At 67.1% G+C, this 14,219-nt stretch carries 14 protein-coding genes; 10 read left to right on the forward strand and 4 right to left on the reverse strand.

Annotated features, from left to right (window positions below; all coding sequences use genetic code 11):
* The first annotated feature begins 10 nt into the window (after positions 1-10).
* The 4 genes from KQ910_RS22665 (at position 11) to KQ910_RS22680 (ending at position 5,451) form a co-directional block, all read left to right on the forward strand.
* On the forward strand, positions 11-1,222 hold the full coding sequence (locus tag KQ910_RS22665; RefSeq protein ID WP_216965502.1) for an acetyl-CoA C-acetyltransferase: 1,212 nt from the start codon (positions 11-13) through the stop codon (positions 1,220-1,222).
* Positions 1,223-1,370: 148 nt separating this feature from the next.
* Positions 1,371-3,620 (forward strand): 3-hydroxyacyl-CoA dehydrogenase NAD-binding domain-containing protein, encoded by a 2,250-nt coding sequence (locus KQ910_RS22670; RefSeq protein WP_216965504.1) that lies wholly within the window; start codon positions 1,371-1,373, stop codon positions 3,618-3,620.
* A 240-nt stretch (positions 3,621-3,860) separates the two neighbouring features.
* Positions 3,861-4,649 carry a 2-keto-4-pentenoate hydratase gene (locus KQ910_RS22675; RefSeq protein WP_216965506.1) on the forward strand — a complete coding sequence of 263 codons (789 nt, stop codon included), beginning with the start codon at positions 3,861-3,863 and terminating at the stop codon, positions 4,647-4,649.
* Between the two features lie 13 nt (positions 4,650-4,662).
* Entirely contained in the window at positions 4,663-5,451 is a 789-nt protein-coding gene (locus KQ910_RS22680) for a 2-keto-4-pentenoate hydratase (protein WP_216965508.1), read from the forward strand.
* A 45-nt stretch (positions 5,452-5,496) separates the two neighbouring features.
* On the opposite strand, the gene KQ910_RS22685 is transcribed toward KQ910_RS22680, so the two are convergent.
* The gene (locus KQ910_RS22685) at positions 5,497-5,865 is read right to left on the reverse strand and encodes a hypothetical protein (RefSeq protein ID WP_216965510.1); all 369 of its coding nucleotides are present in this window, start codon (positions 5,863-5,865) and stop codon (positions 5,497-5,499) included.
* A gap of 94 nt (positions 5,866-5,959) precedes the next feature.
* Here KQ910_RS22685 and KQ910_RS22690 point away from each other — a divergent pair, with 94 nt between their 5' ends.
* Genes KQ910_RS22690 through KQ910_RS22700 form a run of 3 tightly spaced genes read left to right on the forward strand, consistent with a single transcriptional unit; the run spans position 5,960 to position 7,944 of the window.
* Positions 5,960-6,619, forward strand: a complete 660-nt coding sequence (locus KQ910_RS22690) for a 2'-5' RNA ligase family protein (RefSeq protein WP_216965513.1) — start codon at positions 5,960-5,962, stop codon at positions 6,617-6,619.
* Between the two features lie 20 nt (positions 6,620-6,639).
* Positions 6,640-7,212 carry a 2'-5' RNA ligase family protein gene (locus tag KQ910_RS22695; protein ID WP_216965515.1) on the forward strand — a complete coding sequence of 191 codons (573 nt, stop codon included), beginning with the start codon at positions 6,640-6,642 and terminating at the stop codon, positions 7,210-7,212.
* Between the two features lie 27 nt (positions 7,213-7,239).
* Positions 7,240-7,944: a dihydrofolate reductase family protein gene (locus tag KQ910_RS22700; RefSeq protein WP_216965517.1), complete on the forward strand. Its 705-nt coding sequence runs from the start codon at positions 7,240-7,242 to the stop codon at positions 7,942-7,944.
* Here the strand turns inward: KQ910_RS22700 and KQ910_RS22705 are convergent, their stop codons facing one another.
* Both KQ910_RS22705 and KQ910_RS22710 read right to left on the reverse strand, forming a co-directional pair.
* Positions 7,945-8,421 (reverse strand): PaaI family thioesterase, encoded by a 477-nt coding sequence (locus KQ910_RS22705; RefSeq protein ID WP_216965519.1) that lies wholly within the window; start codon positions 8,419-8,421, stop codon positions 7,945-7,947.
* A 29-nt stretch (positions 8,422-8,450) separates the two neighbouring features.
* A complete protein-coding gene (locus tag KQ910_RS22710; protein ID WP_216965521.1) occupies positions 8,451-9,389 on the reverse strand; it encodes an IclR family transcriptional regulator in 939 nt (312 codons plus the stop codon).
* Positions 9,390-9,664: 275 nt separating this feature from the next.
* Here KQ910_RS22710 and KQ910_RS22715 point away from each other — a divergent pair, with 275 nt between their 5' ends.
* From KQ910_RS22715 to dxs, 3 genes are read left to right on the forward strand one after another with little or no spacing between them, the layout of a single operon-like run.
* Positions 9,665-9,919 (forward strand): exodeoxyribonuclease VII small subunit, encoded by a 255-nt coding sequence (locus tag KQ910_RS22715; RefSeq protein ID WP_216965523.1) that lies wholly within the window; start codon positions 9,665-9,667, stop codon positions 9,917-9,919.
* A 10-nt stretch (positions 9,920-9,929) separates the two neighbouring features.
* Entirely contained in the window at positions 9,930-10,838 is a 909-nt protein-coding gene (locus tag KQ910_RS22720; RefSeq protein ID WP_216965526.1) for a polyprenyl synthetase family protein, read from the forward strand.
* A gap of 40 nt (positions 10,839-10,878) precedes the next feature.
* Entirely contained in the window at positions 10,879-12,795 is a 1,917-nt protein-coding gene (gene dxs / locus KQ910_RS22725; RefSeq protein ID WP_216965527.1) for a 1-deoxy-D-xylulose-5-phosphate synthase, read from the forward strand.
* On the opposite strand, the gene KQ910_RS22730 is transcribed toward dxs, so the two are convergent.
* Complete coding sequence (locus KQ910_RS22730; RefSeq protein WP_216965529.1) at positions 12,792-14,198, reverse strand: amidase family protein; 1,407 nt, start codon at positions 14,196-14,198, stop codon at positions 12,792-12,794. The genes dxs and KQ910_RS22730 overlap by 4 nt on opposite strands.
* Between the last annotated feature and the right edge of the window lie 21 nt (positions 14,199-14,219).

The raw sequence follows: 14,219 nt of genomic DNA on the forward strand, positions 1-14,219 counted from the left end.
GGAGAAGACCATGACCGACGCATACATCTACGACGCCGTCCGCACCCCGCGCGGCAAGGGCCGCAAGGACGGCTCGCTGCATGAAGTGACTCCCGTCCGCCTGGCCGTCACGGCGCTGCAGGCCGTGCGCGACCGCAACAACCTCGACACGCACCTGGTCGACGACATCGTGCTGGGCTGCGTCATGCCGATCGGCGAGCAGGGCGCCGACATCGCGCGCACCGCGTCGGTGATGGCGGGTTACGCCGAGACTGTCTCGGGCGTGCAGATCAACCGCTTCTGCGCCTCGGGCCTCGAAGCCACCAACATGGCGGCGGCGCAGGTCATGTCTGGCCAGAGCCAGGCCGCGATCGGCGGCGGCGTCGAGAGCATGAGCCGCGTGCCGATGGGCTCCGACGGCGGCGCCTGGGCGGTCGATCCGGCCGTGGCGATCCCGATGTATTTCGTGCCGCAGGGCGTTTCGGCCGACCTGATCGCCACCAAGTACGGCATGAGCCGCGACGACGTCGACAGCTACGCCGTCGAATCGCAGCGGCGTGCCAAGGCCGCGTGGGACGCCGGCTACTTCAAGAAGTCGATCGTCCCCGTACGTGACCAGAACGGCGTCGAGCTGCTGGCGCACGACGAGTTTCTGCGCCCGACCACGACCATGCAGACGCTGGCCGCGCTGGAACCCAGCTTCAAGATGCAGGGCGAGATGATGCCCGGCTTCAACGCGGTGGCGCAGCAGCGCTATCCCGAGGTCGAGAAGATCCATCACGTCCACCATGCCGGCAACTCGTCGGGCATCGTCGACGGCGCCGCCGCGATCCTGGTGGGGTCCAAGGAGTTCGGCGAGAAGGCCGGCCTCAAGCCGCGCGCGCGCATCCGCTCCTTCGCCTCGATCGGTTCGGAGCCGGCCATCATGCTGACCGGCCCGGCACCGGCCTCGGAGAAGGCGCTGAAGCGCGCTGGCATGTCGGTGAGCGACATCGACCTGTTCGAGCTGAACGAGGCCTTCGCCGCCGTCGTGCTGCGCTACATGCAGATCCTCAAGATGCCGCACGACAAGATCAACGTGAACGGCGGCGCGATCGCCATGGGCCATCCGCTGGGCGCCACCGGCGCGATGATCCTCGGCACGCTGCTAGACGAGCTCGAGCGCCGCAACCTCTCGACCGGCCTCGCCACGCTTTGCGTCGGCGGCGGCATGGGCACCGCCACCATCATCGAGCGCGTCTGATAAACCTCGACCCATTGCCCACCCTTCGAGACGGCCGCTGCGCGGCCTCCTCAGGGTGAGGCAGGGGTTCCAGATAAATCCTCACCCTGAGGAGCGAGCAGAGCGAGCGTCTCGAAGGGTGGCCACGGGAAGAATTCGGAGATCAAGCATGATCAACTACAACGTCGATTCGGACGGCATTGCGACCATCACCTGGGACATGCCCAACCGCGCGATGAACGTGCTGAACGAGGCCTCGATGACGGCCTATGCCGGCGCGCTCGAAACGGCGCTGAAGGACGAGAAGGTCAAGGGCATCATCATCACGTCGGGCAAGGACAGCTTCATTGCCGGCGCCGACTTGGAGATGATCCTGAGCCTCGACACGTCCGATGCGTCGAAGCTGATGGAACAGTTCAGCCAGCTGCAGAGGATGTTTCGCCAGCAGGAGACCGGCGGCAAGCCGATCGTCGCGGCGATCAACGGCACGGCACTGGGCGGCGGCTTCGAAATCTGCCTGGCCACGCACTACCGCATCGCCGCGGCCAACCCGAAGACCAAGGTCGGCCAGCCGGAAGTGAAGATCGGCCTGCTGCCGGGCGGCGGCGGCACGCAGCGCATCCCGCGCCTCATTGGCGTGCAGAACGCCGCGCCGATCCTGCTCGAAGGCAAGGACCTCACGGTCGATGCCGCCAAGAGCCTCGGCCTCATCCACGAGGTCGTGCCGGCGGGCGAACTGCTGGCCCGCGCCAAGGCGTGGCTGACAGCGCCGGCGACCGAGCAGGTCGTGCCGGAATATGCCGGCAAGGGCGCCAAGGCGATCGACGGCCGCGCCGTGCAGCCGTGGGACCGCAAGGGCTTCAAGGTGCCGGGCTTCCCCGGCGGCCAGGTGTGGAGCCCGCCGGGCGTCATGACCTTCATCGGTGGCAGCGCGATGATCCGCGGCAAGACCAACGGCGTCTATCCGGCCCCGAAGGCGATCATGAGCTGCGTCTATGAAGGCCTCCAGCTTCCGATGGACGCGGCGCTCAAGGTCGAGACGCGCTATTTCGTCTCGCTGCTGCGCGACCCCGTCGCCAAGAGCATGATCCGCACGCTGTTCTTCGGCCTGCAGGAAGCCAACAAGCTGGCGCGCCGGCCCAAGGGTGTGCCCAAGCAGGAATACAAGAAGATCGGCGTGCTGGGCGCCGGCCTGATGGGTGCCGGCATCGCCACCGTCTCGGTGCAAGCCGGCCTCGACATCGTGCTGATCGACCGCGACCAGGCCGCCGCCGACAAGGGCAAGGCGCACATCGCCGAAGAGCTCGCCAAGCTGGTGAAGCGCAAGCGCCTCGACCAGGCGAAGGCCGACGCGATGCTGGCCAAGGTCACGGCGACGCCCGACTTCGGCGCGCTCAAGGACTGCGACCTCGTCATCGAAGCGGTGTTCGAGAACCGCGAAGTGAAGGCCGAGGCCACGAAGAAGGCCGAGGCCGCGTTGCCGGCCGGCGCCGTGTTTGCGTCGAACACCTCGACCCTGCCGATCACCGGCCTGGCCGAAGCCTCGTCACGGCCGGATCACTTCATCGGCCTGCACTTCTTCTCGCCGGTCGAGAAGATGCCGCTGGTCGAGATCATCGTCGGCAAGAAGACCTCGCCGGAGACGCTCGCCCGCGCCATGGACTACGTCCAGAAGATCCGCAAGACGCCGATCGTCGTGAACGACAGCCGCGGCTTCTTCACGAGCCGCGTCTGCGGCGCCTTCATCAGCGAAGGCCATCGCCTCCTGAAGGAGGGCGTGCCCGCCGCCATGATCGAGAACTGCGCGCGCTTCGCCGGCATGCCGGTGGGCCCGCTGTCGCTCAACGACGAGGTCGCCATCGACCTGTCGTGGAAGATCATGGACCAGACCCGGCGCGATGCCGAAGCGGCCGGCCAGAAGTTCGAGGGCGGCGGCACCGAGGACATCCTCGAGTTGATGGTCAAGAAGCTGGAGCGCTTCGGCCGCAAGAACGGCAAGGGCTTCTACGAGTATCCGGCCGACGGCAAGAAGCGCCTGTGGCCGGAGCTGCAGAAGTACTTCCCGGCCGATCCGGCGCTCCTCTATGGCGAGGGCGAGGACAAACGCGCCAAGGAGGACGAGATCAAGAAGCGCCTGCTCTACGTGCAGGCGGTCGACACCGCGCGCTGCCTGGAAAGCAACGTGCTGACCAACCCGCAGGACGGCGACGTGGGCTCGATCATGGGCCTGGGTTTCGCGCCGCAGACCGGCGGCGCGATCAGCCTGATTGACCAGGTCGGCATCAAGAAGTTCGTCGCCGAATGCGACGACTTCGCCAGGAAGTACGGCGCCCAGTTCGAAGTTCCGAAGCTGCTGCGCGACATGGCGGCGAAGGGCGAAAGCTTCTACGGCAAGTACCATCCGGCGAAGGCGGCCTAACCAACCGGCGCTGTCTCGGATGTCCTCTCCGCCCGCGAATCGGGGGGAGAGGATGGGGCCCTCGCGTAGCGTGGGGTAGGTGAGGTGGGCGCTTCGACACCCACACTTCGCCTCCAACAACCACATGACCCACCTCTCCTGGCCTCTCCCCCCGCTGCGCGGGCGGAGAGGAACATGAGCTTTGAACTTGCGTCGCGGGGCAGTAAAAACGCGCGACGCCAGATCAAGGGGAGAATTGCCGTGGACGCCAAGGAAATCGCCGCACTCGCCGACCGTATCGTCGAAGGTCGACGCTCGAAGACGACGATGGACTGGCTCGCCGATGCCACGGCCGGCCTCTCCGAGGCCGACGCCTACAAGGTCCAGTTCGCGGTCCACGACAAGCTCGAGGCCGCCGGCTGGAAGCTCGCGGGCTGGAAGGTCGCCTTCGCCGTTCCCGCGCAGTACGAGCCGCTGAAGCTCTCGGGCCCGGCCTTTGCCGGCCTCTACACCAGCGGCATCAGGCAGAGCGGTGTCGTGTTCGAGAAGGGCTGGCCGCTGAAGGCCGGCGTCGAATGCGAGATGGTTGCGCGCATGGGCAAGGACGTGCCGGCCGGCACCGAATACACCGCCCAGTCGATCATGGAATTCGTCTCCAACCTCTATTGCGGCATGGAAGTCGTCGAGAACCGCTACGGCGACGTCTCGAAGCTGGGCGGCCCGGGCCGCATCGTCGACGACGTGCTGCAGGCCGCCTGTGTCGTCGGCACCGAGATCAAGGACTGGCAGAAGACCGACTTCGTCAATGTGAAGGGTCGCTCGGAATTCGAGGGCAAGGAGATCGGCGCCGGTCCCGGCAGCAACGTCATGGGCGGCGCGATGATCTCGCTCGCCTGGCTCGCCAACAAGCTGATCGCCAACGGCAAGCAGCTGAAGGCCGGCGACATGATCCTGACCGGCTCGGTCCATCCGCCGCAGTTCCTGCCGGGCCCCGGCGTCGCCAAGACCGAGTTCGTCGGGCTGGGTGGAGCCGAGATCACCGTCAAGTAAGGAGGGCACCGCCGTGGACGCCAGGGAAATCGCCGCACTCGCCGAGCGGATCGCTGAGGGTCGGCGCTCGCAGAAGCCGATGGACATAATCGCGGCGACGGCCAACCTCTCCGAGGCCGATGCCTACAAGGTCCAGTTCGCGGTCCACGATCTCTACGCCGCCGCCGGCGACAAGTTCGCGGGCTGGAAGATCGCGCTTACGCTTCCGACGCAGTACGAGCCGCTGAAGCTCTCGGGCCCGGTCTTTGCCGGCGTCTATCACAGCGGCCTGCGCCAGAGCGGCGCGGCGTTCGAGAAAGGCTGGCCGCTGAAGCCCGGCATCGAGCCCGAGCTGGTCGCCCGCATTTCGAGGGACGCGCCGGCCGGCGGCGCGCCCTACACAGCCGAGAGCATCCGCGCCCATGTCGGGGGTCTCCATTGCGGCATGGAACTGGTCGACAACCGCTACCTCGACGTCTCGAAGATGGGCGGTCCCGCGCGCATCGCCGACAACGTGCTTCAGGCGGCGCTGGTCGTGGGCACCGAGATCAAGGACTGGCAGAAGCTCGATTTCGCCAACTTGAAGGGCCGCTCGACGCTCGACGGCAAGGAACTGGCGTCCGGCCCCGGCAGCGCCGTGATGGGCGGCGCGATGATCTCGCTCGCCTGGCTCGCCAATGCGCTGAACAGGCATGGACGCCACCTGAAGGCCGGCGACCTCGTTCTGACAGGCTCGGTGCATCCGCCGGCGTTCCTGCCGGGTCCGGGTGTCGCAAAGACCGAGTTCGAAGGGCTCGGCTCGACGGAGATCACGATCAAGTAAAAGACCGTAGAGACACGGCGCGAGCAGGCACCGAAGAGGTAGCCCTCAGCCGGCGTCACCCTGGAGAAGCAGACGGTCGAGATGGGCTGTCTCGCCGGACCAGCCGCCGGGCGGCCAGGGCTCGTCGCCGGGGATGGGGTCGCGCAGTGGCGCCGTCGGCAGCGCGTCGCCATCGAGCATCTCCACGTCGATCCTGAAATCCTCGTCCTGCTCGAACCCGTGCCAGTGCTGGAACTCCGCATAGGCGTGGCGGCCGTCGCGCAACTGCAGCACGAAGCCGGCAGAACTGTCGTGCATATCGCCGAACGTCCAGAACCGGTCGACGTGGGCGACGTCTGCTGGCGCGAAGCCGTGGCTCTCGGTGTCGAGCACGTCGAGCGTATGGCCGAATTCGTAGAAGCCGCGGATCTGCATGCTCCCATCGTATCAAATGTATCGGTTCCGGTTGCAGGTATTGCGTTATCCCCATATGGAACATATCATGAACATACGGTTGAGGAGGCAAGTGATGGCTGTATTTTCCGGAGCGACGATCGAGGGTTTTGCAGGCCGCCAGGCGCTGGCGCCGCGGTCGGAGCAGGGCCTCTCGCGCCTCGCCGTGGACCGTCTGCGGCGACGCCATGTCGGCCTGCGCCGGACCGGCCCACGCTTCACCGACAGGCTGTTCTTTGCTGTCCTGCCGGATGCGGAGACCGCCGAACGGATTGCCGAGCGTGCCGCCGCCTCGCGCGCCCGGCATGGCCTCACGGGCCGGCTGCTCAAGACCGGGCATTTCCATGTCACGCTGTCGACCGTGCACGAAGGCCACGGGCTGCCGGATGCCGACGAGATCGAGGGCTGGATGGCGCGCGCCGGGGGGATCTCGATGCCGTCGTTCCGTGTCGGGCTCGATCGCCTGATGAGTTTCGCCAACGGTGCGCTGGTCCTTACGGGTGACGACTCGACCGTCGGCATGGAAGTGCTGCAGCAACGCCTCTGCGACTCGCTAGACGACACACCGCGGCCGGCGCGCCGCTACACGCCGCATGTGACGCTGCTCTATGACGGCCGCCACATCGAGGCCGAGCCGGTCGAGCCGATCGCCTGGACGGTCCGCGAGGTGGTGCTGGTGCACAGCCTGATCGGCCAGACGACGCTCCGTCACATCGCGCGCATTCCGCTGTCCTGAGGTCCCACAGGAAGCCTGACGTGACTTCAGTGGAAGCCACCGATCGTCTGTTCTTCGCCCTGATTCCCGACGAGAAAACCGTGGAGGCGATTTGCGGCACGCGCCGGCACCTTTGTGAAGCGACCGGCATCTCCGGCACTGAAATCCTGCCTGAGCATCTCCATGTCACGCTGTGGCATGTCGGCGATGTCGCGGAGCCGCCACTGCCGGAAGCCATCGATGCGCTCGTCGAGCGCGCCAGCCAGGTCGACCTCCCATGCTTCCGGGTTTCCTTCACGCGTGCGAAGTCGCTCGCAAAGGGGGCCTTCGTGCTCTGCGGCGGCAAGAGCGTCGCGGCCCTGAAGACGCTTTCGACGCGGCTGCGCGACGTCCTGAGCGAGCCTGGAGCGGAGAAGCGGAAGCCGTTCACGCCGCACATGACGTTGCTGAGGAGCGAAACGCTGGCGCCGCCCCGCGACGTCAGTCCTGTGACATGGACCGCGCGTGAGATCGTCCTGGTGCACAGCCTGCCCGGCAAGACCACGCATCGCCATGTCGGCCGCCTGCCGCTGCGGCCGGGCGCGCAACTGTGGTTGCCGGGATTTGATTTCTGATTGGTCTCGTTCGGCTATGATCGGGCCATGAAGCCCTATGTCCTCTGCCACATGGTCTGCAGCGTCGACGGTCGCATCTGGGGTAGCCGCTGGCGGCCCAAGGTCAACATCGTGCCCAACCTGTTCGAGCGGCTGCACGACCAGATGGGCGGTGGCTCGTGGCTGTGCGGGCGGGTGACGGCTCAGGAATTCGCCAAGGGCAAGGAGCCGCACTATCCCGACACGGATCGAACGTTCCCGCGCGAGAACTGGTTTGCGCAACGCGAGGCCAAGGCGTGGGGAATCTTCCTCGATGCCCATGGCAAGGCTGTCTGGGCTCGCAAGGATATCGGCGGCGATCCGATCCTCGTCATCTTGACCGAGTCGGTGCCGGACCGGCACCTAGCCGGGCTGCGCGCTGACGGCGTGTCCTACATCTTCGCCGGCAAGGCCGAGGTCGATCTCGCGGCAGCGCTCGAGACGCTCAATCGCGAGCTGGGCATCGAGCGGATCATGCTGGAGGGCGGGGGCGGGGCGAACGGTGCGCTTTTGAGGGCCGGCCTGATCGACGAACTGAGTCTCGTGATCTGCCCGGTGATCGACGGCAGCACGGGTGGACCGATCGTGTTCAAATCGGGCGATGCCGATCTCGGGCCTGCGCCGGTCGAGAGCATGACGCTGGTGAGCCACGACGTCCTGGAGGGCGGGACGATGTGGCTACGCTATCGGCTGCGTTCGACCGCCGCCGGATAGTCAGTCCGCGGCCTTCCGGTCGAGGAAGTCGAGCGTGCCGTCGCTGCGCTCGCCCTTCAGGTAGCGGAAGGTGCCGGCGCCGGTGGCGAGCAGATCGTTCACCTGATTGTAGATCTCGGTCTCGGCGGCGAAGGTACTCTGGCTCGTAGAGGGACGCCACGCGCCCAGGATCGTGAGCACGTCGCCTTCGCGGCCGGCCTTGATGAACTGGGTGGTGAAGGCGAGCGTTACGGAAAGTCGCCGCGCCGTCGCCGTCTCATTGAAGGTGCAGGCAAAGCCGCTCGCGGAATCAAGGAGCGTCATCAGCACGCCGCCATGCAGCAGGCCGTTGGCGTTGCACAGTTCCGGCCGCACCTTGAGTTGCATCTCGACGAAGCCGTGACGCCACGCCACGACCTGGTGGCCGATCACGCCGTTGAAGCCGCGGAACTCATAAGGAGCGACCGGCCGAGCGTCGGCCGGTCGTTGGATCGCCATGTCTGGAAAGCCTCCGGGGGAGGGTGCGCCTAGCGGCGCACCATCGCCGACATCGGCGCGCGATGGCCGTTGCCGTTGGCCATCATCGGCCGCAGGGCCGAGCCGGCAGGAGCGGTGACGGCGGGTTGCGCGGCCATGCCGGTGCGGATGTCGCGCGCGACCTTGACGAGGCGCGGACCCCAGTCGGCTTCGAGACGATCGCGGCTGATCTGGTAGATCGGCGCCGAGGCGTTGATCGCATAAGCGGCCGTGCCGTCCGAATTGCGCAGCGGAGCGCCGACGCCGCACAGCTCGGGCAGCCACTCGCCCCACGTGACACAGAAGCCGCGGTCGGTCAGTTCCTTGAACGAGCGCTCCAGGCCGGTCTTCACCTTGGCCCAGTCGTCGCGCCAGCGGCGGCGGATGGCATCGATCTGCTTGTTGCGGTCGACGTCGGGCAGCGAGAACAGGTAGGCGCGGCCCATCGCGGTGCTGGCCATCGGCACGCGGGTGCCGACATCGTGCGTGATCGCCACGACCGACGGGCCACGGCAGGCTTCGAGATAGATCATCGAGTGACGGTCGCGGCCGCCCAGCGCAGTGGAGGCGTTGAGGGCGTGGGCCAGCTGCTCCAGCGGCTGACGCGAGGCGCGGCGGACGTCCATGCTCGAGATGGCGGCGTAGCCCAGCGCCAGAACCGAGGCGCCCAGCTCGTACTTGCGGAAACGGCGGATGTAGTTGAGGTAGCCCAGCTCGGTCAGCGTGTGGGTCAGGCGGGCGACCGTCGGCTTCGGCAGGCCGGTGCGGTGGGCGATTTCCTGGTTGCCCAGCATGCCTTCGCCGGCATGGAAGGCGCGCAGGATGTCGAGGCCGCGGGCCAGCGCCGTGACGAACTGGCGATCCTTGCTGCTGGACCCTTCGGCGAGACCGTTCTCGACCGAGCTCTGGAAGGCGGCGGTTCGCGTAACGAGATGGCTAACGTTGCCCATGGGCGTTTGCTCCTGGTGAATGGCCGTTTATTTCTTTGCGGAGCGGAACCTGCCATTGGCTTAACTCTATCGCAATGCGCGTGAGCGGGTTTTGTCCTGCGAACATGCAAAGCGGCCATGTCACAGATGCGTGTTTCGATTATCGTTAGTTGCAGACGTGCTGTTTTGCTCTCGAAACGGGAATATCCGGCATATTTTAATGACGCGAGCGGCATCTTTCGACATGTTCGCGGCGGCCGGGTACGATCCGGACCGTCCCCTTCAAGAGGCAAAAATTGGCTAAAGAACCCACTCTGCCCAAGGATATTGCAGCCCTCTCCTTCGAGGATGCCCTCAAGGAACTGGAGGGCATCGTTCAGCAGCTCGAACGTGGCCAGGTGAAGCTGGACGAGGCGATTTCGGCCTACGAACGGGGCGCGCTGCTGAAGCGGCACTGCGAGCAGCGGCTGGCCGAAGCCAAGATGAAGGTGGAAAAGATCGTCTTCTCCGCCGACGGTTCGGTCGCGACGCAACCTGCCGACCTCGGCTGATTTCTCTCCGATGCCGTTGTCGTCGCACAGACAGTTCGATATCGCCCTCGGGTTTGCCGCGGAGTCGGTCGAGCGCACCATGGATCGCCTGCTGCCGTCCGGGGCCGTGGGCGAGGCGCGTGTCTTCGAGGCGATGCGCTACTCGAGCCTGGGCGGCGGAAAGCGGTTGCGCGCCTTTTTTGTGTTGGCCGGTGCGACGCTGTTCAAGGTGGGGACGCAGCCCGCCCTGCGAACGGCGTCCGCCATCGAGTTCGTGCACGCTTATTCTCTGATCCACGACGATCTGCCGGCGATGGATGACGACGATCTGCGGCGCGGCAAACCTACCTGCCACAAGCAATTCGACGAGGCGACGGCGATCCTGGCGGGCGATGCGCTGCAGGCGCTGGCCTTTGAGGTTCTGGCGCACGAGGACACACATGGCGACCCGGCGGTACGCACGGCGCTGGTGAGCGAACTCGCGAAGGCCGCGGGCGCCCGCGGCATGGTGGGCGGGCAGATGCTCGACCTGCTGGCCGAGCAGGAAAATTCCGACCAGACGATCGGCGCCATCACCCACCTGCAGCGCCTGAAGACGGGGGCGTTGATCTCCTTCTCGTGCACGGCGGGCGCCATCCTCGGCAAGGCGAGCGACCCCATGCGAATGGCGCTCGCGGGCTATGCGCACGATCTCGGCCTGGCGTTTCAGATCGTCGACGACCTGCTCGACATCGAAGGCAGCGCGGAGGAGCTGGGCAAGGCGACGGGCAAGGACGAAGCCGCCGGCAAGGCGACTTTCGTGTCCATCCTGGGCGTCGAACGGGCGAGGGCGCAGGCCGGAATGCTGGCGCGACAGGCCGCCGCGCATCTGGAGCCCTTCGGAGAAGCAGCGGATTTGCTAAGGCAAGCCACAGAATTCGTCGTGGCGCGCCGCACCTGAAGTTGGGGCAGAAAGCGCCGCGCAGGAGTATGGTAGTTCAATGACCGGCCACAGTACGACGCCGCTGCTCGATACCGTCGACGTTCCCGCCGACATCCGCCGCTTGCGCGCAGAACAGTTGCGTCAGCTAGCGGACGAACTGCGCCAGGAGACGATCTCGGCCGTTTCCGTTACCGGCGGCCATCTCGGAGCGGGACTGGGCGTCGTCGAGCTCACGGTGGCCCTTCACTACGTCTTCGACACGCCGAAGGACCGGCTGATCTGGGACGTCGGCCACCAGGCCTATCCGCACAAGATCGTCACGGGCCGCCGCAGCCGCATTCGCACCTTGCGCCAGGAAGGCGGGTTGTCGGGCTTCACGCGGCGTTCCGAGAGCGAATACGACCCGTTTGGCGCCGCTCACTCCTCGACCTCAATCTCCGCCGGCCTCGGCATGGCGGTGGCGCGCGATCTGGCGGGCGGCTCCAACAACGTGATCGCCGTGATCGGCGATGGCGCGCTCAGTGCCGGCATGGCCTACGAGGCGATGAACAATGCGGGCGCTTTGCGCTCGCGCCTGATCGTGGTGCTGAACGACAACGACATGTCGATCGCGCCGCCCGTCGGCGCGCTGTCGGGCCATCTCTCGCGGCTCCTGTCGGGCCGCCCCTATGTCACGCTGCGCAACCTCGGGCGCACCTTCGCCGAGAACCTGCCCAAGCCGCTGGAACTCGCGGCCAAGCGTGCCGAGGAATTCGCCCGCGGTTTCGTGGCGGGCGGCACGCTGTTCGACGAGCTGGGCTTCTACTATGTCGGTCCCGTCGACGGTCACAATCTCGACCATCTGCTGCCGGTGCTGAAGAATGCCCGCGACAGCCAGCTCGACAAGCCGATCCTGGTCCATGTCGTGACAAAGAAGGGCAAGGGCTACGGGCCGGCCGAGGCGAGCGCGGACAAGTACCACGGGGTGGTGAAGTTCGACGTCATCACCGGCAAGCAGTCCAAGCCGATCGCCAACGCGCCGCAATACACCTCGGTCTTCGCCAAGGCGCTGATCGCCGAGGCGGAGGCCGACAAGAAGATCGTGGCGGTGACCGCGGCGATGCCTTCGGGCACCGGCCTCGACAAGTTCGCCGAGCGCTTCCCCGAGCGCACATTCGACGTGGCGATCGCCGAGCAGCACGGCGTCACCTTCGCCGCCGGCCTGGCGACCGAGGGTTTCAAGCCGTTCACAGCGATCTATTCGACCTTCCTGCAGCGCGCCTTCGACCAGGTCGTGCACGACGTTGCCCTGCAGAAGCTGCCGGTGCGCTTCGCCATCGATCGGGCCGGGCTGGTCGGCGCCGACGGCGCCACCCATGCGGGCTCCTTCGACGTGGCCTATCTCGGCTGCCTGCCGGACTTCGTCATCATGGCGGCGGCCGACGAGCTCGAACTGATGAACATGGTGGCGACGGCCGCCGCGATCGACGACCGCCCCTCGGCCTTCCGCTATCCGCGCGGTGAGGGCGTCGGCGTCGAGTTGCCGGCGAAGGGCACGCCGCTGGAAGTCGGCAAGGGCCGGATCGTTCGCGAGGGCACCAAGATCGCCATCCTGAATTTCGGCGCGCGCCTGCAGGAGTGCCTGGTGGCGGCCGAGGATCTCGGCGCCAAGGGCCTCAGCACGACGGTGGCCGACGCCCGCTTCGCCAAGCCCCTCGACACGGACCTGATCCGCCGCCTCGCGCGCGAGCACGAGGTGCTGATCACCATCGAGGAGGGCTCGGTCGGCGGCTTCTCGAGCTTCGTGTTGCAGTATCTTGCGACGGCGGGCCTACTCGACAACGGACTGAAGGTGCGGCCGATGGTTCTGCCCGACCGCTTCCTCGATCATGCGTCGCCGGCCCGGCAGTACGAATGGGCCGGCCTCAACGCGCCGCAGATCGTGGCGACGGCGCTCGCCGCGCTCGGCCAGCAATCCGAGCGCGCCCGAGGCTAATCGCGCGGCTCGATGGGCGTCAGGTGCGAGGCGTGTGCTTCGACGATCTCCGCCGCATCGAGGCAGAGATCCTCGCGGAAACGGGCGGAGATGATTTGTACGCCCACGGGCGTTCCATCGGCGAGGCCGGTGGGCACCGACGCCGAGGGATAGCCCAGGACGGGCGTCGCAAGCAGGCAGTGCTGTGCGGCCATCATGCGATCCACGACCGGTTGGTCCTGCAGATCGAGGCCGTCCGGGAAGGGCAGGACGTGCGACACCGGCACGATCGCGACCGCATAGTCCGCGAAGAACAGCGACCAGGCGCGCATCAGGGCGAGACGCTGGCCGAATGCGTCGAGCAGACCGCCGGCATCGACCTCCGGCACGTAGTGGAGATGGCCTTCGACGTTGCGCCGTGCGGCGGCATCGCCCAGGGCCTGCACGGTCGCGACGAAGCCGCGGCGCTCGTCGTTGACGACCATCCGATGCCACAGCTCGGCTGCTTCGCCCAGTCGCGGCGGCGCGACCTGTTCGACGGCATAGCCGGCCGCCTCGAGCGCGCGTCCGGCCTGCTCGACGGCGGCACGGACCTCCGGCACCACGTCATCGAACGGGGCCGGCGCGATGGCGGCTCGCAGCGGCCGCGTCGGCGCGGGACCGGCGAGGGGCGCCGGCACCCAATTGGGATCGCGCGCATCGCCCCTCGCCATGGCAGCGAAGGCGAGGCGCAGGTCCGCGATTGAGCGGGCCAACGGGCCCTGCACGGACATGAGCTGCGCGGTGATGGGCCGCTCGGCGGTGGCGGACGGGTTGAAGGCCGGCACGCGGCCGGGTGTCGGCCGCAGGCCGGCCACGCCGCAGGCATAGGCGGGATAACGGATCGAGCCGCCATAGTCGTTGCCGTGTGCGATCGCGCCCATGCCGGCGGCCAGCGCAGCGGCCGCGCCGCCGCTCGATCCTCCGGGAGTCAGACCCTTGCCCCACGGGTTGCGCGTCGGCCCGTGGAGTTCGTTGTCGGTGAACCAGCGATGCGAGAAGGCGGGCGTATTGGTGCGGCCGACGATCACGGCACCGGCATTGCGCAGGTTGGCGACGACCGGGCTGTCTTCGGTCGCTACCAGGTCGCGGAAGGCCACAACTCCGTTGGTCGTGGCGCGGCCCTTGGTGTCGACGTTGACCTTCACCGTCGTCGGCACACCGTGCAGCGGCCCGCAGGGGGCGCCGCTGCGGCGCGCGGTGTCGGCCTCGCGTGCGGCCTGCAATGCCTCATCGGCCATCATGTCGACCACGGCGTTGACCCGCGGATTGACGGACTCGATCCGACCGAGGACTGATCGCGTCGCGTCCTCGCTCGAAATCGCGCCGCGTGCGATGGCCCGTGCCAGGTCGCTGGCCGACCAGCGCCAGAGTTCGTCCGTCATACCGAATCTCCCGCCGTTTTG

Origin of the sequence: Reyranella humidisoli (assembly GCF_019039055.1) — a bacterium.
Lineage (GTDB): Bacteria > Pseudomonadota > Alphaproteobacteria > Reyranellales > Reyranellaceae > Reyranella > Reyranella humidisoli.

Bases quoted from the DNA above. Each gene is read 5' to 3' on its own strand.
- KQ910_RS22720 (WP_216965526.1), top strand. From the start codon at position 9,930: ATGCCGTTGTCGTCGCACAGACAGTTCGATATCGCCCTCGGGTTTGCC.
- KQ910_RS22710 (WP_216965521.1), bottom strand. From the start codon at position 9,389: ATGGGCAACGTTAGCCATCTCGTTACGCGAACCGCCGCCTTCCAGAGC.
- KQ910_RS22665 (WP_216965502.1), top strand. From the start codon at position 11: ATGACCGACGCATACATCTACGACGCCGTCCGCACCCCGCGCGGCAAG.
- KQ910_RS22730 (WP_216965529.1), bottom strand. From the start codon at position 14,198: ATGACGGACGAACTCTGGCGCTGGTCGGCCAGCGACCTGGCACGGGCC.
- dxs (WP_216965527.1), top strand. From the start codon at position 10,879: ATGACCGGCCACAGTACGACGCCGCTGCTCGATACCGTCGACGTTCCC.
- KQ910_RS22700 (WP_216965517.1), top strand. From the start codon at position 7,240: ATGAAGCCCTATGTCCTCTGCCACATGGTCTGCAGCGTCGACGGTCGC.
- KQ910_RS22690 (WP_216965513.1), top strand. From the start codon at position 5,960: ATGGCTGTATTTTCCGGAGCGACGATCGAGGGTTTTGCAGGCCGCCAG.
- KQ910_RS22670 (WP_216965504.1), top strand. From the start codon at position 1,371: ATGATCAACTACAACGTCGATTCGGACGGCATTGCGACCATCACCTGG.
- KQ910_RS22705 (WP_216965519.1), bottom strand. From the start codon at position 8,421: ATGGCGATCCAACGACCGGCCGACGCTCGGCCGGTCGCTCCTTATGAG.
- KQ910_RS22685 (WP_216965510.1), bottom strand. From the start codon at position 5,865: ATGCAGATCCGCGGCTTCTACGAATTCGGCCATACGCTCGACGTGCTC.